Origin of the sequence: Pseudomonas sp. NY5710, from assembly GCF_013305665.1 — a bacterium.
Lineage (GTDB): Bacteria > Pseudomonadota > Gammaproteobacteria > Pseudomonadales > Pseudomonadaceae > Aquipseudomonas > Aquipseudomonas juntendi.
On sequence record NZ_CP045554.1, the window covers coordinates 3,502,406 to 3,524,007 of the forward strand.

Below are 21,602 nucleotides of genomic sequence, written 5' to 3' on the forward strand. Positions count from 1 at the left end.
GATAACCCTCGCCTCTTTCAACTCGGCGTACCGTCGCTTTGCCCAGGCCCTCGCGACGTGTTTGCAGGCGAACACCCGGCTCTCTTGGTAGACTGTCGCCTTGTCGCGATCAGTGCGGAACTGGACGAGGTAGCGGGTGCTGCCATCGACCCTTTTCCAAGATTGGTACATGTCGTATGTCGGTTGGTACTTTGTACCAACCGCCTGGGTAAAACCGCCTCGAACCAGTCTTTGAAAGCCAGCACACCGGTATCGGGGCATGCCCAAGGAAATTCGATGTTCTGAATGCGCACATTGCTAACAGTGTGGTTATGGGCGGGGAGCTGGTGATCGTCGGCGACCCCGATACACTCTCTTGCACCAGCCACGAAGCTTTTCGCATGGCCAAGGCTGCTCAGGTGCACGCTGGCTTGCTTACTAGTGGGGTGGACGCGGATGATTTTTTCCTGGAGCACTTCGACTTGCTGCAAAGCGTTCTTGCCAACGCTTCAATGGGAGTTGGTGCAGTCGGTGACGGCTGGAGCAGGCATCTGCAAAATATCAAGGACACACTTGAGGAGATCGAGAAATTTCATCGCGATTACCTCGGCTCTGGCACCTTGAGTGCCCGCGACGCGTTTTATGCCAAGCGCACCGCTTTGTTCATGAAGCTCGAAAAGCAGCTGGGTAACTTCATCGCGTACGGTTCAGGGTTACGTAACCAAGGAAAGGTCAAGCAGGCATTGGGCATCTCGACCCGCAGCTACCTCCACTCAGGCGAGATCGCCGGCTATGCCGACAAGGTGTCTGGTGTTGCCAAAGCGTCGAATTTGGTCAAGAAAGGCACGTATATCGGTACTGCGCTGGATGTGGCTGCCACAGGCTTGTCGATTCATCAAGCCTGCACAATGGGCCGGGAGGACCAGTGCCGCCGCGCCAAATACGTTGAAAGCTCGGCGTTGCTAGGCGGCCTGGGAGGTGGCAGCCTCGGTGGGTATGCGGGAGGTATGGCAGGAACTGGTGCTTGTGTAGTCGTTCTGGGGGCTACTACAGGCGGCCCTGGAGCGCTGGTTTGTGCTGTGATAGGCGGTGCAGTTGGCGGTAAAATCCTCGGAGACATCGGGAGCTGGGGAGGTGAGATGGTGAGTGATTTTTTATATCGTGAGGTATCGGAGTGAATGCAATTGACCCTGGATTGATTGCGCTGTTGATCCTTGCGCCCATAGTTCTGTCTATGATCGTGCTGTGTTACATCGCACATAAATACACTGAGCACTTTGAGTCGTTACTCTCGAACTGTACGTACGTGGCCGGCAATAAAAAAATATTCCAGCATGCAGGCTTACTTGGCAAAGTCATGCGCACGGGGTCGATCTCTTTGGTGCTGGCGATACCGTCAATCTTTTTGCGCAGAGGCTTGATTGACTTGAATGAAGTCAAACGTTTTCCGCCCAACATGAGACGATTATTGGTGAGCATGTTAGCCATCCAAATGGTACTGCTCATTGCTCTAACCATTTTCCACTATGTATATCGTTGAAACTTAGGGATTCTCCAATCAAGTCAGCACAGGCCGTCTGACCTGTGCTGAAATAGCCCTCCGTCCACTGCCCTATACAAGCCCTCCGTCTCATGAGTCAGATGAGCCTTTCCGATTTCGAGTAACGCCGGTAAGCGCAAGCAAACCCTTCGCGAGCGTTTCATGGCCGAGATGGAGCAGATGCTGCAGTGGAGCTGATTCGTGGCATTGATTGAGGCGCACTACCCAAAGGCCGGCGGTGGTCGCAAACCATTTTAACTGGTTGCGCCATCCGGCGTCGGTAAATCCATGCGGCCAAGTGGTAGCGGCTACCTCCCAACGCGAATACGCAAGCGAACAGACCGGCCAGCAGGCTCGCGCCCCACAGCGCGCCTCGGTCATCGATGAGTGCGGTCGTAGCGGGCGCTTCAGGGCGGTACAACATGTTAACCCGGTCGCCAATGGCGTAGCCGAACATCAACCCAGTTTCGGGTGAGCTGATCACTCTGCCAGTGGCGTCCCTAAAGTCGATTTGTGGATGACTGCCGCCCGCGTTCACAGCGCTGACATTGCCTCGGGCGCGGTTGGCGTGAACTACAAAGCCCAAGCGGTCCAAGCGGTCTTCAACTAACCAAAATGTAAAGCAGACCAGAAACAAGCCCACCGGAATGAAAACCGAGGCACGGAGGCTGTCCCCCGGGAACAGGATGGCGTCTTGCCCATGGCTGGTTCCTTGGTTCGTCCCGTAAACGCATTTCATTGCAGTGAATTTGAAGAGTGCTGTCAAGCCAGAGCCAGCAGGAGTGGCGATCGGAGGCCTCGGTTTGCAGTACTCCTTTCCGTGAGTGTCTGCAATGGGTCGAAAGCAGCCGTTCGCGACTGACGGCAATCGACCCAAAGCCGATGCCTATCACGAGTAAGCGCTGAACAGAGGTAGCACCGTTACCCACCCGCGTACCCACTCGGGCGCCGATTTTAACCGGTGCCTGAATGATCTGATCCAGCCACTTCCAACCTTTATACCCATCCCCTTGCCCACGCAAATGGGTATAACGCCGCAGCGAGTTCCAATCACGGTGACCAGATACGCTTGAGACCCTCGGTATGTCCCAGTCCATTTCAAACAGCCGACTCACCCCTTCGTGCCGCAAGTCATGAAAGTGAAGATCCTCTATCCCTTTCATCTTGCATGCCTTCGACCAGGCTGTGCCGATTGAAATCCGTGTTGTACGGGAATATCTCGAGACACTCTCGGGGCATGCTCTGCACGATGATCCACGCCTCATCCGGCACGTAACACCAGACATCGTTGCCGATCTTCTGGCCGGGTTTTTTCATGTCCGGGACCTTCACTGCCTGCCGGTGCTCATCCAAATCTTCCCACCGTATGCGTGTGATCTCGTCCATCCGGCGGGTCGAAAAAATCGCGAAGCTACTACCTTGGGCATGCGGATGACGCTCGGACGCCGCTGCAACATCTCGAAGAAGTGCTCCATCACCTTATCGATCTCATCCAGCGTAGGACGCCGATCCCGCTCTCTGCTCTTCAGGTTGTAACCGAATTTCTTCAGCACGAGGCGCGCATCTGGCATTGCTTGCGCGTCAATTTCATACCCCCACGCCGCCCTAGCCAGGGACAGCACCGACCCCAGGTGCGCCAGGTCATTACCGGCCGTCTGCGGTTTAATGCTTCCTCCTTCAGGACTCATCCGCCACAGCGCGTAATCCAACAGCACCTGCTGGCTGAGGTCGGAATCAGCCTTCTCGACCAAGTAGCTGTTCTTGATGGCATTCAGCGTTCGCTGCTTCGTCTCCCCCAGCAGCCGGGCTTTCTCGGCTTCTACCAGGTAGCGCTCGATCATTTCTTTGAGCGTGTGCCCCTTGCGGCTGGCCCGCTCAATCGCGCCAGAAACCGCCAATTCGGTCTCTCGTCGCTTCGCCCAGGCCTGAGCGGCCTGCTTACGGGCGAATGTCTGGGCTTCTTGGTAAACTATGACACCCTTTTTCTTGAGGCGGATCTGGACGGTGTAGCTGACCGTCCCATCGGCCTTTTTCCTTGCTCTGATCGTTGCCATGATTTTCGGTGGTACAAGCGTGATTGGCGGTGGTACATCGCTCCACTGTCACCCCAAAAACGCCCAAAAACGGCACAAAAATGCGTAGACCAGAATGCCCCTAGAATCAGCCTCAAAGCCACAAACCACGCGCCCTGAGCCGTCACGCCGCTTCAGCGTTGCCCCCATGATGGATCGGGTCGATTAAACGGGATGGCCCAGTAATTACTGGGCTTTGATGGCGCGTGAAGATTTGCTAAAGCAAAAATTCAGCAAGTAAGGCAGGATGACCCGTTGAGTGGTCATTTTTTAGTCAGGAATTTGTGGCACTCCGGTCTGGCATTGCCGGTGCTTCTCACAGGCGTCGGTCATGATCCCGAATGCTGTGGGTCACAACGCCCCAAACCTCGAAGTGGTCACCCTCAAAGATGTACCTGGACGGGAACTTAGGATTGTCCGGCACCAGCACCACCTGGCGGTCACGGATCACCATCCGCTTGCAGGTGGCCTCCCCGTTCAGCGCGGCGATGATGATGCTGCCTGACTTTGGCTCAGCCAGGCGGTCGACCACCAGCAGGTCACCGGTGTAGATGCCGCCGCCCTGCATGCTATCGCCTTCCACCTTGACCAGGTAGACGTTTGGCGCGCGCAGCTGGAGAAGATCGTCGATGGAGACCTGCAGGTGGTCAGTTTCTGAGGGTATGGTTGAAGGCATGGTGGCTGGCCGATAACTGGATATAGATACAGTATCTTATGGGCCTACCCACTCAGGCAACAGCCGGTCAGCGACTCGCCTTCATGCCGTCGATCACTACCTCGCAAGCCAGCCCAGCTATTCGGCTTCGCTCAAGCGCTGCTGCGAGGTCACCCGCCATTCGGTCAGCTTCTTCAAGCAATCCCCCGAGCACCACGACGGCAGAGGCTCCTGCCTGGCGCTGCTGGGTAGCGATGGCACCGCAGGTGGCTGCTCGGCCGGCGCGCAGTCGATCGATTTCACCCCGCAGCCCACCAGCAGCAGACTCAGCAGCAGCGGCGCGGCCCTGGGCCAATTCCAGTTGTTGTCGTGCACTTTCGCCCTCCTTGTCCGCCACAGCTTGGCGGCGTTGTTCTTCCTGTCGGGCCTGGGCCGCAGCGCGCCGGTCGCGCTCAGCTACCTGCAGGCGGTAATCGGACAGTTCGGTTCGGGCCTGGGCCGTATCGCCCTGGGCGACCACCACGCGGTACTGCTGGCCGCCAGCGACCAACACCAGCGCGATCAGCCACCAGCACCAGGCCGGCACCGTGACGAGCCAGTTCAAGACGCCTCCAGGAACAGATCCCGCTCAGCGGCCCGCCGGCGGACCAGCCCGGCCAGCACCTGCCCGCCTGCCTTGTTCCAGCGCGGGAACTGCTCGGCAGCAGCTGCGTAATTACCTGCATTGAGCAGACGGCGGAGCGTGGACGATTCAAGATTGGCCGCGCCCAGGTTGTAGGTGAAGCTCATCAGGGCATCCCACTGGTTTTGGTTCAGCGGTGCAGTGACCAGGCGCTGCACTTCTGGCTCGAAGCGCTGCACGTCGTTCAGCAGCATGCGTTCGGCCTGTTCCTTGGTGATCGTCATCCCCGGTTTCACGCCCCGGGTGGTGCCATAGCCGATGGTCCAGACGCCGACAGAATCCTGATAGGCCTGCAGGCGCAGACCCTCGAATGACTTGATGAGGCTCAAGCCACGTTGCGATGTGCGCATGGGTTTTCTCCAGGCGAAAAAAGCCCGCGCTGGGCGGGCTTTATTTGATCAAGCCGCTGCTGCGGCCTCGATGAGCATTTTTTCGAGAGACGCCAGCTCTGTTCCGGCGAGAGCCGAACCGAAGGCTGTGAATGCGTTGCTCACCATAGGGCGGGTGGCATCCGATGACTGGCCTGCAACCCGCAGCGCACCCATGTTCAGCTCAGGCTTCAGGCCTATAGTTTTCACGAGGTCGTTCGTGTAGTTCCACATCTCGACACCGTCATAGCGGATGCTGATGCGCCCAAGGTTTCGATCGAAGATGAGCACCACAGCCGTCAGCTTGGTAGCGCTCAGCTTCTTCGCCCACGCGCCAGACGTGGCCTCTGAGAGAGCTAAGGTGCCGAAGTTGGCGACGATTGCGCCCGATCCGGCGAGGTTGGAATAGACCCCCCACGGTGCCGACGCATCGGAAGCAGCGCCAGAAGTGAGGCTGCCGAATGCAAGTTGGTCAGCGCACACACAGCCGATGGTGAAGGAACCGGAGTTCACAAACGGGTTCATGCCCAGCGCCTGGGCGATAGCTGTGACCTTGTATCCCGTCTTGCCGTTGACCATGGTGACGAAGTTTGCCAGAGCGTTGGACGAGCCGTAACTCGGGATGGCGAACTGCTCGACGCGATCAAGAACGACCCCGCTTTTGGCTCCATATGGCGCCAGGCATGGCCAGAACTTGATGCTCGGGATGTTCACCACCTCATCCTCAGCCTGGGAATAGTCGATCTTCGGTGCACCTGGTACCGATGCTGAACCTGGGGTGCGGAGGGCGTAGAGAGGCATTATTGAAGCTCCATTGAGAAGGCACACAGCCAGTTGAACAACGGCTTGTTGTCATATCGGGAGAAGTCGCGCATATCGGAATCGCGCACGCAGCCGCGCCGGCCTGCGCCAGATTGAGGTGAGTTGAGGCCTGGTTGCAGCGCGTAGGTCAGGGTGGTTCCTGCTGCGATTTCTGCGGTTGCCGTAATAACGATGGACGCACCGTCAGCCCCAGCCACTACAGAGGTAATAGATCCGGCGGATAGCTCGAAGCCGGCATTACCAGGGTCAACGATACTCACCGCATCAACTACCACCCTGCCGATTGGGCCCGGTGTGGCTGCATTGCCGTTGGGCAGGTTATTCAGCTTTAGCGTCAGGGTGGAACCTGAGCGAACTGCCGAAACAACTTTGAGGGGCTGCCACTTGCCGCTGACCTGTGTGAGGCGTTCGGCGCGCGCTTCAAGCTCGCCCATCTTGATGTAGCCGTCGGCAGTCATGTGGTACTGGTCGAAGTAGCCATAAGCGTACTTGGGCCCAACCATGACAATGCTTGGGTTTTCGTTGTGGGCCTGCATCTGTGCCAGCGGGATGGCAGGTATCGTGCCGCTTTCACCGGTCAGCATTTGCGAAATGAAAGCAACTGGCGCAATGGCCTGCCCAGTTATTGCCACCACGTCGGCCCGGTAGTCACTGATCCATTCAGCCAGGATTGCCACGTACTGGGCCTGAGTTGTGTCCTTCTGGCTTTCGCCATGGACAATCGACAGACTTGGCACCTGGTAATCCCAGCCGTTTGCTTCTGCGATGTTCTTTGCCGCAGTCACGTGGGCAAGCGCGTTGCTGTAGGTGGTAGTGCCCTTTTTCAGGCTTGCATACGGCACGCCACCAACCGCGGAAATGCTGTAGAGCAGACGCGGGCTTATCGAACTGGTTCTCTCATGCCAGCGGCGCAGGGCGAGCATGTAGGAGGTAGCCGGGCTTTCACCCAGAACTCCAGAAACGTATTCTCTAACCGGCTCGAGAGCGGTGGCGCCTACCCATGAGGTTGGCCTTGGTCCGCCGGGAAGAGTGAACAGGTATTCGGAATACCCCGCGGGCGTGAATGGCGAGAACAGATTGCCGCGCCTTCCTTCAATGATGTACTCGCCGTTGGCATCGAGAACTATGCCTCTTGCGGCAAGTGCAAGGCTCTGACCTGTGACCAGCTTGTGAAAAAGCACGTTACCGTCACGGTAGATGTGCCCATCCTTAGTGATCGTGTGCGGTTGCGCGCTCGAACCGCTGGACTTGAGCGCCCTGACCATATCGAACGCCACTGCATGGGCGGCCAGCCATGTGCCTACCTGGGTCAACTGGGTGGCACCAAGCGGGTCATAGGCCCAGACCTGCCCATCAGCAATAGCCGCCTGACGCTTGCTTGATGGCTTGTCGTTCTGCTCCTGAATCAGCTTCGAATCGTAGCTAACTGTCGGGGTAGGCGGACTGGCATCGCCAGATTGCATCATCACCGACTCACCGGAAAGGAACAGAGTCGCTTGCTGGTAAGCCTCGGTCAGCGGGCGCTTGCGGGCTTCAACCGGCTGGAGAACCGAATCACCCATGGTCAGGAAAGGGCCCTGGCGAAGATCTGGACCAAGCGGGCGTTTCTTTTGCACGGGTAGCGATACCAGCATGTTGCCGATGCTCCAGATCAGGGGTGCTTGACCGGTCACAGGCCCAAGGGGCCGCTTGCGCGGCGTGATGTCTGTGCTCAGTGCTGGCTGAGGAGACGGTTTACGCCAGGAAGAGGTGTCAGCGCTCCATTGGTAGAAGCCGTTCTTCGTCAGGTCGGCGTCCGACTGAACCCAGGCCAGCTGGCCGTCATAGATCGGCACATAGGCGAGCATTTCGGCATAAGTGTCGAACCCTTTGTTGCCAATGTCGCTTCCCAGGTCGGCGGCGGTCTGCTCCATGTCCTCGATGGCAGAGTCTGCGGCCGTATTCACCCTTTCCTGGGCATCCGTGACCGTAGCTCCGATCTCGTTTTCCGCGGCGATAGTCAGGTTATGGAATTTTTGCCAGGTGACCCGAGGCCTGCCGAACCGGTCAAGGAACGAGTCCGCCGTGCTGTTCATCCCCTCGTCAAAATTCGTCGCATTATCGAACAAGTCCCGCGGGTCGCTTGAGCCGAGTGGGTTGTTGGTGTTGTTAGCCATGTTTTCTCCGGGCACAAAAAAGCCCGCGCTGGGCGGGCATGCTCGTCAGGGTCCGGTCAGGCCGGCGGGAATAGGTCGTCGTAGGTGTAAACGCGGGAGTCGTATGGCATGCCCTTCATTGACACGTTTCCGTCCTTGCCTGGGTCTGAGCTGGTGATCAGTGTTGGGTATGCCCATCGGGACGCCTGGCCGAACAGTATGTGCGGCGGCTCCGGGCTGTTCAGGTCAGGGGTGAAGTCCAATGCTGCGACCACGGCGGTGTAGTCGTCGATCCGCACTGCATCCCAAGGTCCGGAGAGGGTTCCATCCAGGCGCCGCAAGCCAATCAGGTTGGCCTCAGTGAAGGACCAAGCCAGGGGCTCAGAGCTGTGCAGAAGGGTCCCCGACCCGGTTATCGAGAAGTCCAGCAGGATCGCACTCTGGCAACGCTTAGGCGCATCGTCTGCAACGGCCGCAAAGCTCAGATAGCCGCTGTTGCTGCCGTCCATCTCGGTTTCCCAGGTGTAGATGTCGGTCCGGTACTTCTGGTGACCGCGCCTGCGCATGCCGAAGCGCCAGGCCCTGGCTTTTTCGCTGAACCCGGGCATCTTGATCTTCTCGACCTTGGTGCCCAGATCGCCTGGCCAGCGGCACTCGACCGTTTCCCACGACCAGGTTTCTCGGGAGAAGTACTCCACGTCTACGCCATCGAAGTCGTTGATCGACGGCATGGCGCCGCTGATCTTCAGCATCTTGGTCATGTTCTGTGGCGAGTAGGTCTGGGTCTTCGGTCCGTAGGTCACATCGAACGCTGCACGCGCGCTGTCACGGACCGGGCGCAGAAGGCCACGGAAGGTCACCAGCTCACCAAATCCGCACGCCAGCGCGTTGTTGACCATGTCCTTGACGGTGATCGTGGAATCCAATGTCTCGTCATAGGTGTCCCATCTGGCCACGCAAATTTCGTGGAATGCCTGCCACTCAGGCATATCCAGGTCGTCTTCCGTGTAGCCGCGTTGCTTCAGCTGGTAGATGCACCAGGGCACGATGTCGCGAGTTGGCCCGGTGCCGCCCTCCATCAGCGGAAGAATGCGGGTGGCCTCCACGCTCACCTGGCTTTCCGACTGCGCAGAGAGCCGGTCACCGCCCCGAATGTTGCAGGTGATCACCGTCAGTCCTGGGTAGCTGGTGGGCGAGTTCTGCATCCGCCCGCGCAGGTCAGTCCATGTGGCGTCATCCCGCGCCTCATCGTTGATCCGGCCGGGCCGGTCCACATACTGCTTGCGGATGCGCGCCTCGGCTCGCATTGCGTACGGGAGCGAGATGCGCTCGGTGAAGCCCTGGGCATCCAGCGATCCGCCAACGTTCATCTTCTCGATGACTGTCCACCCGCCAGCCACGTCCATGTCGCGGTACTCGAAGACGTAGTAGGTCGGGATCTCGTAAATCTGCCCTTCCCGGCCGATACCTGCCAGGCCATTGGCGTAGGTTACCGTCCACTCAAGCTCGGTCACCTTCTCGTTTTCCGGGCAGCAGGCGAACGGGCCGCGGTACCCACCCTGCAGGTTCGAGGCGTCCAGCGTGATCAAGCCATTGACCGTCTGCATGCTGTTGAAGCCAGGCCAGCCCGCATCGGTCGAACCAGACGAGGTCAGCCTGTCCACCTCGATGAGGCTGCTGCTGAATGCGGTGATCCGGTACCGCAGGCCGCGAGGGCCGATAGTGGCCAGGCCTTGGCCAAGTGCAAGGCCCACCACCGGCGCGCCGCCGTCGTAGTCCAGCGTCATTTCAGCTGGCTGCTCTGGTATTGCGCTGGTTGTCGCAGTGCCTGTGGTTCGAACTGGCGCTGAGCCAAGAATGGTCGAAGCCCCGGTATGGTTGATAGGCAAACCAAGAAACGGCGTCGTTTCCACAAAGCGAAGACGGCCACTGCTCTGCTGTGCCTGGAATGGCGCTCCTGCGAGCAGTGAATTAAGCGTGGAAACAAGGCCGCTGAGGTCGGTTGTGGCAGTATTCAGCGTGATCGGGTAGCTGACCGCGTTGCGCACCAATGTGAAGCTAAGCGGCGTAACGTCAAAGTTGTATCGACTTGGCGCGGCCGACCCGGTCATGGTTGAGGCAGTTCCGGGATTGGCTGGCACACCCGGGCTGTATGGCGTATAGCTGTGCACCACGTATAGGCCGGCGTTTGCACCAGCAACCTCGATGAGCATGCCAGCCGTTGGGTTCAGCATTTCCAGCGGGCCGCGGATGATGTCGCGCCCGGCGCCGCCGTCGATCACCGTGTAGGTGTAGGGGGACAGAACCCGAATGATGATGCCGTTCGACCAGTCGGGCCGGGAACTGGCCGGAGCCGGCCGGAACGCTGATGGTGTCGCCAACAAACTGGTATGCGGAGGCAGTAGCCGAACGGGTGAGTTCGGTTGCCATGGTCAGCTCCAGGCCGGCCGAACCGCTCGAGCTTGCCCCCACTTCCGGCACGTTGAACCAGTTGATGTGGGCCGGATCTGCCGAAAGGTCAGCGCCTGGCGCGGATAGATCGTGAACGAAGCATCTGCGCCGAGGGATATCAGCGGGGTTTCGCCAACCTTCACCTTGGTCGATGGAACTTCGTATTCACCCTCACCGATGTAGAGCAGCATTTCGACGCGCTGGTCACGGGGAGCCAGGTGGTAGCGGCGTGGCTGGGTCAGGTACGACGGGTAAACCCGCTGGTGGCCGGCGATCTGCCGCACAGGGTCGCCCAGTTTGACCTTGTTGCCCTTGGCGCTGGCCTCGGTCAGGGGGTCGCCCTGCTGGGTGCCGGCGCTGGATGGCATGCCTGGCATCTTGGGCATGATGGACTTCAGCACCGCCTTGGCGCCTTTGAACAGGGCGAAGGTGATGGAGAACGGGTCAGTGCCCTTCGGCTCGCGGTAGATCTGCAGCAGGTCAGCGGGCTTGAACTTTACCTTGTGCCAAAGGTGCTGCTCGATCACCTCGTCGTTCAGCACAACGCTGATTGGCGGGCTTTCCCGGCGCTCGTACGATGGGGCCAGGGACTTCAGCCACTCCTCGATCGACATTCGGCGGTCGGTCTTCCAGGTGCCGAGAGGCGCCGTATCACTCAGCTTGTTCGGGTAGAACTCGATCACGGTAATAGACCACCTTGGGGTGAGCGGCTTCAAACTCGCCGGTTGTCCGGAGGCATGCGCCGCCGGGGTTTGTGTCCAGCACCTTCAACCTGCCTTCGCTTTCCACCACCACGCCTACGTGCAGGCACAGCGAGCCGCGGAACACGGCGGCGATCGCGCCGGGCTCGGGCTGGCACTCCTCCATGCCCTGGCGCAGGTCGTGATAGGCCTCGGTGTTGGCCCTGGGCTTGTTCTTGCCCACGGCGCCCAGGCTGGGCAGCAGCGGCAGGCCGAATACCTGGTGGCGCACGGCGATGCACATCCCCCAGCAATCGAAGGCAATAGGCCCCCGTGCACCCTCGCGATACGGGGCGCGCATGAATTTCTCGATCATGGTTAGAGGTACTTGAGGCCAGGTGCCAGGGTGGTGGTCAGCACGGTGCGCAGACCGTTGGTGTTGAGCAGGTCGAAGAAGCCAGCGGTGAGCTTGGCCACGTCGTCTTCATACTCCCGGCTCAGCAGTGTCATCCGGTACCGCTCCTGTGGGAAGGACAGGTCTTCAGCCAGGTAGCGCCGGAAGGTGATGATGAAGCGGTCGCCGGCCTCCCTCGCCTCCTCCACGACCTCCTGCACCTCCCCGGTCACGTTGTCCAGGCCGAGGACCAGGTTCTGGAACGCGCTGTTGTCGTTCTTCGGCAAGGCCAGGTCCATGGCCATGGCCACAAACGTCAGCGTTCGACCGTCCTCGGTTGTGCACACCCGGTCTTCCCAGCCAGAGCAGTACAGATGGGAGACAGTGTCGCCCTCCTTCCTGGCTTCGATGGTGTCCACCAGTTCGCCCCTGCCCGAGGCATAGCACTCCTCGATCAGGCTCATGCTTGTGGCCACTCCCTGTTGATGGCGAGGTCGATTATTTCTTTGCTTAGCCAGTACTGAGGGAACTGCTCCCACGGCGCCGGAATCAGCGGCCGCTCTTTCAGCTCAACAACTGCCGAATAGCGCCAGCGGGTGATTTGGGTGAGTTCAGGCCCTTGGTACATCCCCTTGAAGTGCGCCTGATAGGTCATGAAACCTGCAGGCGTCTGGAGCTGGATCTCGAACCATTCCAGCCCATTGTTGATGGCGCGGGCGTACCAAGCCTCAAAAAGTCCGGCCTCGGCCTGGCTGAAGTTGAAGTTGAACCGAACCTCAGTGGGAACGTAGCGGTGCCGGACGCGATACCGCGTTCGCCCTGTCACCATTTGGGTGGCCCGCATCGGGTCCACCGTACTCAGGCCATACCCCTCCTGAAGAGGAAGCGGCAACTCTGCCGGGTATTGAATCATTGCCATTCCTCGAAGGAGCCGCCCGACAGGGCGGGCCTGGCTGCGGTCCTGCGCCCAATGGCGCCCATAAAAAAGCCCCGATTGACGGGGCTTTCTACTTCTTACTCTGCTTTTTCTAGCTGGCCAAGGCTGAATCCTGTTACTTGGCTCAGCCTTCCACGCCAAACCATCCCTGCCCCCTTGCTCGAAGGTATTGACCCGCTCGGAGTCCAAAACTGAGCATTGATCAGATGAATAAAGATGGTGTTGCCGGCATCAGGGGATTCATCTTCTTCATAGTACCTGCTGCCAATATTGCGAAGAGTTTTACGTGTCCCCTCTGCTGCCTCAGGAGTGAAGCGGGACACGAACTGCTCGGTATAAGCATCGAAGTACTCTTGCCCAGAAACCAGCACCCCGGAGATCATGCCTCCGGCCATCCAAAGGGTGATCGGCTGATGGAAGTCCTTTGCTAGATTCGCATGAGTAACGAGGTGCTGCAGCAGCCAATCCCTGTCCACCTTGTCATTTACATTGGCCGCTTCAGCGGCCAGGTTCACTGCATTTTCCATGAAGCATCCTCCGTGAGTGGATAGGCATTCTATGCACCAAACGTGGCCATATGCCACCCACGTTACCCGCCATTCCGCCTCCATCCATAGGCGCCCTCTCCAGCATCCACAACATCGCCGTAGCCAGAGGAGAACTGCCCAGCAACCTCTTGCACAGCCCTGTCGGTTGCCTCTCGGATAATGAAATCGATGTCTCCGTTAGGCATGCGGCGCTGCTCCACCCGAGCGCTGGAGTAGTTGTGGACGTTGATGTTTTGCTGGATTCCAGACGCGCTGGCGGTTCCGGACTGAGAGCCGCCGGTCACGCGCGTCGACGAGATCGGCGTGACATTGCCAGTTCGCAGCGCCTCCACAGCCGACACGCCACCGAAGCGGCGAATGTCGGCCTGAGACCAGACCACCTCGCCCTTGTGCACCACCCCTGCAGGCTCGTACTTACCGCCTGCGCCGGTATAGCCGCCCTCGGAGAATCCCTTGAGCAAAGCGTATGCAGCCACAAGTGCAGTTCCGCCAACTACAGCTGCTGCACCGAACGAGCCGATAGAGGCAACAAGCGCGGCGGGAGCCCACGACGCCAGCGTCTCAGCTGCTGCAGCCAGGTTGGCGGTCAGGACAGTGCCGATCGACGACAGGCTACTGGCCGTCGTGACCGCGTCCGTAGTCAGCTTGGCCGTGGTCTTGACGCCTTCCGCGGCTACTGTCTCGGTTGCCTCAGCTTCGATCCCGGCAAGCTTGAGGGCCTGCATGACAAGGAACCGAGCTGTGATTTCCGAGAACGCGCTGAGCATCGAGTTGGCAATGTCGCCGGCCAGGTTGCCGAATGCATCGCCTAGGCTTTCCGTACCCTTGACCAACCCTTGGATGCTGCCGGAAATCGACGAGGTGGCGTCACCCAGAATCGACTCGGTCGCGCTCCTGGCCTGCTCGTTGTAGTTGGTGGCGAGATCGACGTAGTTCTGCCACGACTCCGATACCCCAGTGAGCCACTCCGACCGCATTGCATCCTGAGCGGCGTAGTAGTTCTGCTGGTCGACCATGCGTGTGGCCAGGGCTGCTTGCAGGGCCTGCGTCTCGCCCTTGTAAAGGTCAGAATCCTCAGCGGTTGGGTTCTTGATCTTGTTGTAGTCGTAGGTCAGCTTCTCCAGCTTCCGCTGATAGTCCTGTTGGATTTTCAGGTCATCTTGGAGTCGCTTGCGGGCTCGGTCGCTCTGACCCGCTCCGGCTAACTCGGTCGCCTGACCCTGGCGAGCAAGGTCAGTTTCGGCCTTGAGGCTTTCCGCGAAAGCTACAAGCTTGCGATTATTCTCAAGCCGCACTTGGGTCAGCTGATTCGCCTTCTCAAGCTCAGCGTTCTGCTTCTGCTGCGCCAGGTTCAGCTCAGCCATCGCCAGAACCTGCTTCTGCGACGTGGTGAGGGTTTTCTTCTCCTTGAGGTTGGCGATCTCGGTTTCGAGCTCGATCAGCTTTTTGGCTTCGGTGCCGAGCCTCTGAGTCTGGTCTACCTCGCCAGCGATTACGCGGCTTTGCTGCTGCAGCACGGCGTAGCGCTGGCGGGCCTCGTCCAGCATACGTTGACCGGCGTCATCGCGAACCGTGGGTGCCTTTGGATCCTTGAATTGCTCGGAGATGTTCGCTCTAACCCTGGCCACAGTTTCTGGCGCGAGGCGCGAGTCATTCGGGTTGTTTTTCCGGATAACTTCAAGCGACTTCTCGTATTCCTTAAGGGCCTCAGTGCGCTTCCTTGCATTCGTCCAAGCAGACTTTTCAAGCGCATCCACCTTGGCCATCGCGCTAACCGTTCGCTCGTTCGCATCAGCTGCCTCCTTGTCGAACTTAGCGATGTCGTCTTGGGCGGCCTTTTTGTCCTTGAGGAACTGGAGCTCGTCGGTGTAGAACTCCACCATCTTGTCTTTGTCTTGGAAGAACCCAACATCACCACGCTGAGCGCTTGCCAGATTGGCTTGGGCCTGCGCGATATCTGCATCAATGTTGGGACGACCGATATCCTTGAGGCGATCCGCAGCATTTGCCACAGCGTTGTAGCCACGCTCCCAAAAACTCAAGTTTTCAATGATCTTGGGGGTGCGATTATTGATCGCATCAGCAAATGCATCCGTCGCCAGCTTGACCGCATCAGCGTGTTTTCCCTGCTGCTCAAGCGCCGTGATCTGGGCGTAAACAGCTGCCGTCAAGTAGTGATATTGCTTGTTGAGCGCTGCCGAGGCCTTGACCGGCTCATCCGCTAGTTTGCCGAACTCTGCCACTGTGTCAGATACGGCCTTTCCTGTGGCAACCTCCATTGATACCGCAGCTTGGGCGACCTGCTGGAAGCTTTCGCCGGCGATCTTCCCGCCACCAGCTATTTCAGCGAGGGCGGCAGCTGCCGCACCAGTGGAGCCGACGGTTGAGCTGATCTGGCGGGCCATGCTACCAAGTCGGTCGGCAGTAACCCCTGACGCACTCCCCGTTAGGATGAGGGCATTATTGAAGCGGTCAGCCTCTTCCGATCCCTTATAGAAGGCATACCCAAGTGCTGCGGCGCTTGCCACCGCAACGCTAAGAGGCGTGATGAGACCAAGGATGTATCCGCCCATGGCCCTGGCTGCATCACCTATACCCCCGAAGGAGTCCTTGATCTGCGAGCCCTGCTGAAGGAAGACCGTCAGCGGTGCTTGACCGCCTTGCAGGCTGATGAAAATGTCAGAGAACTGCGCGGGAAGCATCCGCAGAGCGGCTGCGTTCTGCTTTGCAGTGTTGCCCGTGCGATTGAGGCTATCGTCAAACCCGGTGAGCGCGGCCCGCGACTGGTCAATACGTGTTTTGTACGATGCGAAAGTATCGGCATCGAGGTTGCCGAGCTTGTTTTGCTGGGCCAGCTTTCGCTCCTGCTCATCCAGCTTGTTCAGCGCCCGGGTGGTTGGGTCAATGCTGGCAAGAAGGTCTTCCAGACTTTCGACCTGGCTGACGGTCGCAGATTCTGCCTGCTTGGTCGCTGCTGTGACTTTCTGGGTGGACTCTGCCAGGCGCACCTGGCTCGACGACAGGACCATGTTGCCAGACAGCAAGCCCTGCTCTGCCTCCGAAAGGCCCGTCGCAACATTGGCGAGATTTCGCTGCTCCTGGGCTGCACGAACCGAAGCATCAGCAATCGCAAGGATCCGGGCCCGAGCCTGCTCAGCGGTCTCACCTACTTCAGTCTGCGCTCGAGAAACGCCAGACAGTGACGCCAAGGATTCTTGGATCTTTCTGTTGTAGACCTCATACGCTGCACCATTAATCTGCCCTGATTCCCGAGCCTGGGCCAGAGCTGTTTCCTGAGCGGCAAGGTCATTGAGCTTCTTGGTGAGAGGGTCAATCTTGCCCAGCAGACTGTCGAGCTCTTTGCGCTGATTCGCGGCTGCCTTTGCCGCGGCATCTGCGCTTTTTGCAGCAGTATCAGTCGAAGAGGATGCCTTGTCGTTGGCCGCCTGGACCTTTGCCAGGGACATCGCAAGGTTAGAGTAGTCCCCGCCAGACTTACGTAGGGTTGAGCTTGCCCTGATGCCAGCCTGTTCAAGAGCTTCGAGGGCGGCTCGAATATCAGTTACTTGCTGCTCTGCGCTGCGCCCATCTACCTCGAGCTCAAGGCGGGATTTGAGTGCCATGCTTTTCTCCTGGCAACAAAAAACCCGCACTTGGCGGGTTTCTGTGGTGTTCTGCTGTTTGTCAGGTGGCTGGAAGCTCGCTGCCGCAATGCTTGCACTTGATAGCTGCCGCCATCACCTGCTCAGCACAGAATGGGCAGGTCTTCTTTTCAGGGGTGTCTGCAGCTGTAACTGGCTCTGCCATCGCAGGAGCGACCACTACGGCCTCTTCTGGCTTCTTGAACGCCCAGATCAGCGCGGCAACCCACCCGATGATGGTCCATCCCAGAAAGAGGTTAAGCACGGCGATCGACTGGAGATTGCTCTTCTTCCTGATCCACGCCTCAAACGTCGGCAGCAGGTACAGCGCCGGCACAAAGAACAAAGCGCTGAACGCAATGGCTACGCCAAGAGAGTTAAGCGCTGGCTCTCTGCCCATGGATACGCTGTATGCGGCGAAGAAGGCCAGAATTACGAATCTGACAAAGAACATCCCTGACTCCGAAGTATTCGACTATGCGGCAATTTACCATCAACTCGCCGCACAGCGAAGAGATCAGGTCAGCTTCGACAGCCCCGCAGCCTCTTCAAGGCGTGACAGACGGCGTTCAAGCAAGTCATCTGCCTTGCGCTTTTCCTCGATCATCGCCTCAGGCGACAGCGGGCTATCGTCTTGATCCGCTTGATCGCCAGTCTGGTCCTGCTGTTCTGCCATGGCTCCTCCGTTAATCCTCTTCTTCTGCCAGCGCGACCTCATCCAAGGCGAATATCACCTCGTCGACCAGGCGCCTGGGCAGCGGCAGCGGGTGCACCTCAAGCCAGTCAGTGATCTCGCGGGCAGATAGCCTCAGCGGCTGCACTGCGGCGGCACCAACCAGATAGCGCCGGCCTCGGGCAGCGTTACGGAAAGCGTTCAGCAGGCTGCCGGTGATCACATCCAGGTCCGGCTCATCCGGTACAGCAATGCGGAGCTTCCGATAGATCAGGCTTCGCTTCGCTGTTCGCTGGCCCCATTCCCGCTCCCATTCGAAGCGGGCGATTGCTTTCCCTTGATTTCCTCGAGCTCCGCCCGGTTGTCGGCAGCAATGGCTGCGGCGCGACGCAGGACGAAGTAGAAGAAGTCAGCATCACCGCGCAGCATTTCGGTGCAGGTGTTCTCGCTGTAAGCCAGCGGCTTGCCGTTCTCGTCCTGGGCGCCCTGCCAGTCCTGCACGATAAACGACGCCAGGAGCAGGCAATGGTTGTCATGCTCAGACTTTTCGCCCTCGATCACGCCTACTGCTTCCTGGCCGAACTGGGCATCGTTGCGCGCCAGGCGGCGGCGCATACGCTCCAGGGCTATCTGGTACTGCTGGTTGTCCAGCGGCATCAGCAGAATCTTGGTATCGGCATCGAACTCTTCCCAGCGCGCCTCGGCGCTCTTGGTGGTGTCGATCTTTTTCAGCTTGAGAGCCATGAATCATCCTCACGCCACGCCATAAAATGGCCGCCCCGGCCGGCGTTGTTGCCAGAGCGGCCGAAATGGATCAAGAAACGGTAATGGTTGCGGTGTCGGTCTTGGTGCCGTCGGCTACGCTGGTCGCAGTGATGGTCGCGGTGCCGGCACTGATACCAGTTACGAGGCCGCTGCTGCTGATCGATGCAACACCTGGGGCGCTGGACGACCAGATAACGTTCTGCGGCGCACCCGATGGGGTGACGGTCTTGGTCATCTGCTGGGTATCGCCAACATCCAAGGTGGCGGTGGCCGGCGAGACATCGACAGCAGTCACAGCAACGACAGGAACGCGGGTCACGGTCGGTGCAACCTTGGCCACGGTGTAGTTCAGCGTGACCTCGATCAGGTCGCGCTTACCGCCGTTCGGCAGGTCACCGTCGATCTCGATTGCCGGGAAATCAAAGATGTACTGGTTGCCCAGGCTGTCTTCGATAGGGAACGACAGCGCGATCGGCAGGCGGGTGAAGGTGTTCTTCCAGATCTGCCAGGCGCGGTTCGACCAAGCCATGGTGATGGTGCCGGTGATTGCCGCCTCGGTGGCGATCTGCGCGCCCGGGCCGAGCTTACTGGTGCCGATGCAACGCTGCGCCTGGAGGCTGTTGTCCAGATTCACGGTCAGCGCCGAAACGCATGCCACGCCTTCCAGAGACTGGCCATCAACCGTCAGGGTGCCGACGTTGATGTTCGACATGAACGGCGTAGTCGTCGGCGGATTGACCGGGGTTACGGTGTTCGAGTCGCCGTCGGCGTAGTCCAGGCCAACCATGGTGAAGGTGGCGGTGATCTTGCCGTCGGAAGGGATGTCCAGGGCAAAGACCGACGCGTGCATGCCCTTGAACAGGGTGTACACGTTCACGTCGTTGAAGTTTTTGGCGATGGTGAAGGTGCGACGGGTATCGCCCACCGTCAGGACGTTGCCGGTCCAGGTGCCGTAGAAGGCTGCCTCAAGCAGCTTATCGAACGAACCGAAGGACAGCTCGCCGACCAGGTCGCCCTGAATGTCGGCACTGGTGGCCACCGAGCCTTGGCTGATTCGGGATTCGGTGATCTCGTCACTGACTTGGGTGTTCACAGTCGGAGACAGAGTGTTGCTGGTCAGGCGCAGGGTATCCCAGTTGCCTGTGGTGGGGGTGATGCCGGGGGTGACCTCGGGGATGAGGTAACTGGTAACGCGGGCGCCAGAGGACATGCGCATGTCTCCTTTCTGCGGGCATAAAAAAACCCGCTCGCGGCGGGTGGGTCATGGTGTAGCGGGTCAGCCGGCGCGGAACCGGATGTTCACGTTGATCTGATGGTAGCTCTCGAAGTCGCCCACAACATGCTGGGATGCCTCAAGGCACTCGATATGACCGCTCTGCCAAGACTGGAAGTGCTCAGACAGGGCGTCGGCCAGCTTGTTGATGGCTGACAGCCCGGTTGATCGGCGGCAGAAGCACTGGATCACAACCTGACCAGGCCGGCGGTAATGCGGCTTTTCTGCCATGCCAGCGAACCCGGCTGTGGCGTACTGGATTTCGAAGGCGCACCAGAGGCCGGTTGCGGGAGGCTTGAACACCCCCCCATTCGGGTATTCGGCGTTCGGGTATTCAATCCGGGCCTGCTCGATGCCGGTGAACGAAGCCATCCTGGCAGTGAGCGTCTTGTGGACTGTTTCGAAAAGTACGGTCATGTCCATTTCTCGGTTACGGCGATGAAGGAAATTCCGTACACGCCCTTAGGCGCCATGCGGCTGTATCCGTCAGGCGTGATCTTGACACTTGGGCCGCTGGGGTAGCCCCCGAACTCAATAACCTCACCGTACGCGCTGTTGTTCTGCACGAAGACCGTGCTGAAAGGTTTCAAATCTGTCAGTGCGGCACGGGCCGCGTTTAGGGTCTCGGTTCCAAGGATGTCCAGCTTGGTGTTTACGCTGTAGTCCTCAGCACCGATCGAAACAATGTTGTCGGCCATGTAGTTGCCGCTGTCGATCGGCGCGTGGATCGTGATCTCCTGAACCAGTTCGATGACGATGCTGCGCTGCATCTCCACTAGGTCCTCTTCGACCTGATCGGCGAACAACACGGGCGACAGCGACCAGCCGGCCATCACGACCTCCTGAGCTGCAGGCGGTATGTGGCCGATGCTGGGTCAGCCCTGGCCGTCTTGACCTCGTAAGTGAGCTGCTGCGAACGGTCCATCAGGTCAGGCGCGGTTACCTTGTGACCAACAGCCGGAACATCGTTTATCTCATTGGTGAGAACAGTCAGGCGAAGATCCCCGACTAGGATGTTGATATTGTCGATCCTCCGGTCTTCGTAGCGAGACAGCACGCCACGGCCCGCATACGTCACTGGCTGCGCCGTGCTGACCTCCTCGACCGGATCCCAATCGCCAGGCCCCATGTATTCGCCCGTGAAGTCCACGACCGCATCAGCCAAGTCTGTATCGAAAGCCTCGGCCAGGTCAGCCTGCAGCTCGTCTCGAAGTCCCATATCAGCCCCTCACGATCTTGGTCTGGCCGCTGCTATTCAGGTAATGCGCCAGCAGCGCCAGGGCGAATGACTCGCCTGCACTGATGGCGCGGGAGGAATCGGAGTAGGTTTTGCTGCTGGAAACTCCGTCAGCGTTAACCGACTTGCTCAGAACGCCGGTCTCCTTCCTGCCGTAGATGTTCCCTGCCGCAGCCTCTCGTGCAATCTCGGCGCCGGCCTGGATTACGTCGTCCGGTACCGGATCGAATTCAGGCAGGCCGAGATTGGTAAGCCAGGTGTTGGCCATCAGCACCGCCCGGGCCTTCTGGTCGTCGGGCGCCCAGGTCGGCCCAAGCAGGGTGTCTACCTGCTCGACGGTGATGTAGGTGGTCATTACGCGGCCTCGTCCAGCAGCTTCTGGAGGTCTTCCAGGGTTACGGCAGCAGCGAATTCGACGCCTTTTTCGGTCAGCTTGGCCTTCAGGTCGTCAGCCTTGACGGCATCGTCGAGCAGCTTCTGCAGTTCTGGCTTGGTAGCCTTATCGCCGTAGGTGACACCCTTGGCGTCCAGCGCCGCACGGATCTCATCCACCTTCAGCGAACCACCGGCCTTGGATTTCTCCTCCTTCGCCGGTTCCGGGTGCTCATAGCCATCAGGCGCGAAGCGCGCATCGATGATCTTGTAGCCCTTCTGACGCAGTTCGGCCTTTCGCTCAGGGCTGACCGGGTGTTTCTCGTAAATCACTTTCTCGCTCATGGCGATCTCCTGGGAAGGCGCCCCGAAGGGCGC

The 21,602-nt window shown here is 59.3% G+C and carries 22 protein-coding genes and 3 pseudogenes; 3 read left to right on the plus strand and 22 right to left on the minus strand.

What is annotated here, in order from left to right; all coding sequences use genetic code 11:
- The first annotated feature begins 326 nt into the window (after positions 1-326).
- The 3 genes and pseudogenes from GEV39_RS15995 to GEV39_RS26570 all read left to right on the plus strand — a co-directional run.
- Entirely contained in the window at positions 327-1,157 is an 831-nt protein-coding gene (locus tag GEV39_RS15995; RefSeq protein WP_457254493.1) for a hypothetical protein, read from the plus strand.
- Entirely contained in the window at positions 1,154-1,519 is a 366-nt protein-coding gene (locus tag GEV39_RS16000) for a hypothetical protein (RefSeq protein WP_173890354.1), read from the plus strand. Before GEV39_RS15995 ends, GEV39_RS16000 begins: the two co-directional genes overlap by 4 nt.
- Before the next feature lie 92 nt (positions 1,520-1,611).
- Positions 1,612-1,714 (plus strand): annotated as a pseudogene (locus tag GEV39_RS26570) (IS5/IS1182 family transposase); the annotation flags it as partial.
- 746 nt (positions 1,715-2,460) lie between these two features.
- On the opposite strand, the pseudogene GEV39_RS16015 reads toward GEV39_RS26570, so the two are convergent.
- The 22 genes and pseudogenes from GEV39_RS16015 to GEV39_RS16120 form a co-directional block, all read right to left on the minus strand.
- A pseudogene (locus GEV39_RS16015) lies at positions 2,461-3,573 on the minus strand (tyrosine-type recombinase/integrase); the annotation flags it as partial.
- Between the two features lie 334 nt (positions 3,574-3,907).
- The gene (locus tag GEV39_RS16020) at positions 3,908-4,267 is read right to left on the minus strand and encodes a LexA family protein (RefSeq protein ID WP_173890356.1); all 360 of its coding nucleotides are present in this window, start codon (positions 4,265-4,267) and stop codon (positions 3,908-3,910) included.
- Between the two features lie 67 nt (positions 4,268-4,334).
- Complete coding sequence (locus GEV39_RS16025) at positions 4,335-4,850, minus strand: DUF2514 family protein (RefSeq protein WP_173890358.1); 516 nt, start codon at positions 4,848-4,850, stop codon at positions 4,335-4,337.
- Entirely contained in the window at positions 4,847-5,278 is a 432-nt protein-coding gene (locus GEV39_RS16030) for a lysozyme (RefSeq protein ID WP_054912382.1), read from the minus strand. Before GEV39_RS16030 ends, GEV39_RS16025 begins: the two co-directional genes overlap by 4 nt.
- A 48-nt stretch (positions 5,279-5,326) precedes the next feature.
- Entirely contained in the window at positions 5,327-6,097 is a 771-nt protein-coding gene (locus tag GEV39_RS16035) for a hypothetical protein (protein ID WP_173890360.1), read from the minus strand.
- Positions 6,097-8,274, minus strand: a complete 2,178-nt coding sequence (locus GEV39_RS16040) for a hypothetical protein (RefSeq protein WP_173890362.1) — start codon at positions 8,272-8,274, stop codon at positions 6,097-6,099. The genes GEV39_RS16035 and GEV39_RS16040 overlap by 1 nt, the downstream gene beginning before the upstream one ends.
- A gap of 56 nt (positions 8,275-8,330) precedes the next feature.
- Positions 8,331-11,387: pseudogene (locus GEV39_RS16045) on the minus strand (host specificity factor TipJ family phage tail protein).
- The gene (locus GEV39_RS16050) at positions 11,356-11,760 is read right to left on the minus strand and encodes a hypothetical protein (protein ID WP_173890363.1); all 405 of its coding nucleotides are present in this window, start codon (positions 11,758-11,760) and stop codon (positions 11,356-11,358) included. Before GEV39_RS16050 ends, GEV39_RS16045 begins: the two are co-directional and overlap by 32 nt.
- A 2-nt stretch (positions 11,761-11,762) precedes the next feature.
- Positions 11,763-12,242, minus strand: coding sequence for a DUF1833 family protein (locus tag GEV39_RS16055; protein WP_173890365.1), 480 nt, complete (start codon positions 12,240-12,242; stop codon positions 11,763-11,765).
- Positions 12,239-12,691 carry a transposase gene (locus tag GEV39_RS16060; RefSeq protein WP_173890367.1) on the minus strand — a complete coding sequence of 151 codons (453 nt, stop codon included), beginning with the start codon at positions 12,689-12,691 and terminating at the stop codon, positions 12,239-12,241. The genes GEV39_RS16055 and GEV39_RS16060 overlap by 4 nt, the downstream gene beginning before the upstream one ends.
- A 101-nt stretch (positions 12,692-12,792) precedes the next feature.
- A complete protein-coding gene (gvpU, locus tag GEV39_RS16065; protein ID WP_173890368.1) occupies positions 12,793-13,242 on the minus strand; it encodes a gas vesicle accessory protein GvpU in 450 nt (149 codons plus the stop codon).
- A 62-nt stretch (positions 13,243-13,304) separates the two neighbouring features.
- Entirely contained in the window at positions 13,305-16,886 is a 3,582-nt protein-coding gene (locus tag GEV39_RS16070) for a phage tail length tape measure family protein (protein ID WP_173890370.1), read from the minus strand.
- 61 nt (positions 16,887-16,947) lie between these two features.
- Complete coding sequence (locus GEV39_RS16075; protein WP_249414282.1) at positions 16,948-17,358, minus strand: superinfection immunity protein; 411 nt, start codon at positions 17,356-17,358, stop codon at positions 16,948-16,950.
- Between the two features lie 63 nt (positions 17,359-17,421).
- A complete protein-coding gene (locus GEV39_RS16080) occupies positions 17,422-17,580 on the minus strand; it encodes a hypothetical protein (protein WP_173890372.1) in 159 nt (52 codons plus the stop codon).
- 10 nt (positions 17,581-17,590) lie between these two features.
- The gene (locus GEV39_RS16085; protein ID WP_173890374.1) at positions 17,591-17,800 is read right to left on the minus strand and encodes a hypothetical protein; all 210 of its coding nucleotides are present in this window, start codon (positions 17,798-17,800) and stop codon (positions 17,591-17,593) included.
- Between the two features lie 47 nt (positions 17,801-17,847).
- Complete coding sequence (locus tag GEV39_RS16090) at positions 17,848-18,321, minus strand: phage-derived protein YdaY family protein (protein WP_173890376.1); 474 nt, start codon at positions 18,319-18,321, stop codon at positions 17,848-17,850.
- A gap of 70 nt (positions 18,322-18,391) precedes the next feature.
- Positions 18,392-19,552 carry a phage tail tube protein gene (locus GEV39_RS16095; protein WP_173890378.1) on the minus strand — a complete coding sequence of 387 codons (1,161 nt, stop codon included), beginning with the start codon at positions 19,550-19,552 and terminating at the stop codon, positions 18,392-18,394.
- Positions 19,553-19,618: 66 nt separating this feature from the next.
- Entirely contained in the window at positions 19,619-20,032 is a 414-nt protein-coding gene (locus GEV39_RS16100) for a phage tail terminator-like protein (RefSeq protein ID WP_173890380.1), read from the minus strand.
- Positions 20,029-20,448, minus strand: a complete 420-nt coding sequence (locus GEV39_RS16105; protein ID WP_173890382.1) for a hypothetical protein — start codon at positions 20,446-20,448, stop codon at positions 20,029-20,031. The genes GEV39_RS16100 and GEV39_RS16105 overlap by 4 nt, the downstream gene beginning before the upstream one ends.
- Complete coding sequence (locus GEV39_RS16110; RefSeq protein ID WP_173890384.1) at positions 20,448-20,834, minus strand: glutamate 5-kinase; 387 nt, start codon at positions 20,832-20,834, stop codon at positions 20,448-20,450. Before GEV39_RS16110 ends, GEV39_RS16105 begins: the two co-directional genes overlap by 1 nt.
- A 1-nt stretch (position 20,835) precedes the next feature.
- Entirely contained in the window at positions 20,836-21,207 is a 372-nt protein-coding gene (locus tag GEV39_RS16115; RefSeq protein ID WP_173890386.1) for a hypothetical protein, read from the minus strand.
- Positions 21,207-21,569, minus strand: coding sequence for a hypothetical protein (locus GEV39_RS16120; protein WP_173890388.1), 363 nt, complete (start codon positions 21,567-21,569; stop codon positions 21,207-21,209). Before GEV39_RS16120 ends, GEV39_RS16115 begins: the two co-directional genes overlap by 1 nt.
- Positions 21,570-21,602: the final 33 nt, after the last annotated feature.

Coding starts and splice junctions, on each gene's coding strand:
- GEV39_RS16075 (WP_249414282.1), bottom strand. CDS start 17,358: ATGTTCTTTGTCAGATTCGTAATTCTGGCCTTCTTCGCCGCATACAGC.
- GEV39_RS16095 (WP_173890378.1), bottom strand. CDS start 19,552: ATGTCCTCTGGCGCCCGCGTTACCAGTTACCTCATCCCCGAGGTCACC.
- GEV39_RS16115 (WP_173890386.1), bottom strand. CDS start 21,207: ATGACCACCTACATCACCGTCGAGCAGGTAGACACCCTGCTTGGGCCG.
- gvpU (WP_173890368.1), bottom strand. CDS start 13,242: ATGGAAAATGCAGTGAACCTGGCCGCTGAAGCGGCCAATGTAAATGAC.
- GEV39_RS16035 (WP_173890360.1), bottom strand. CDS start 6,097: ATGCCTCTCTACGCCCTCCGCACCCCAGGTTCAGCATCGGTACCAGGT.
- GEV39_RS16040 (WP_173890362.1), bottom strand. CDS start 8,274: ATGGCTAACAACACCAACAACCCACTCGGCTCAAGCGACCCGCGGGAC.
- GEV39_RS16055 (WP_173890365.1), bottom strand. CDS start 12,242: ATGAGCCTGATCGAGGAGTGCTATGCCTCGGGCAGGGGCGAACTGGTG.
- GEV39_RS16090 (WP_173890376.1), bottom strand. CDS start 18,321: ATGGCTCTCAAGCTGAAAAAGATCGACACCACCAAGAGCGCCGAGGCG.
- GEV39_RS16080 (WP_173890372.1), bottom strand. CDS start 17,580: ATGGCAGAACAGCAGGACCAGACTGGCGATCAAGCGGATCAAGACGAT.
- GEV39_RS16050 (WP_173890363.1), bottom strand. CDS start 11,760: ATGATCGAGAAATTCATGCGCGCCCCGTATCGCGAGGGTGCACGGGGG.
- GEV39_RS16100 (WP_173890380.1), bottom strand. CDS start 20,032: ATGACCGTACTTTTCGAAACAGTCCACAAGACGCTCACTGCCAGGATG.
- GEV39_RS16110 (WP_173890384.1), bottom strand. CDS start 20,834: ATGGGACTTCGAGACGAGCTGCAGGCTGACCTGGCCGAGGCTTTCGAT.
- GEV39_RS16120 (WP_173890388.1), bottom strand. CDS start 21,569: ATGAGCGAGAAAGTGATTTACGAGAAACACCCGGTCAGCCCTGAGCGA.
- GEV39_RS16105 (WP_173890382.1), bottom strand. CDS start 20,448: ATGGCCGGCTGGTCGCTGTCGCCCGTGTTGTTCGCCGATCAGGTCGAA.
- GEV39_RS16030 (WP_054912382.1), bottom strand. CDS start 5,278: ATGCGCACATCGCAACGTGGCTTGAGCCTCATCAAGTCATTCGAGGGT.
- GEV39_RS16070 (WP_173890370.1), bottom strand. CDS start 16,886: ATGGCACTCAAATCCCGCCTTGAGCTCGAGGTAGATGGGCGCAGCGCA.
- GEV39_RS16020 (WP_173890356.1), bottom strand. CDS start 4,267: ATGCCTTCAACCATACCCTCAGAAACTGACCACCTGCAGGTCTCCATC.
- GEV39_RS16060 (WP_173890367.1), bottom strand. CDS start 12,691: ATGATTCAATACCCGGCAGAGTTGCCGCTTCCTCTTCAGGAGGGGTAT.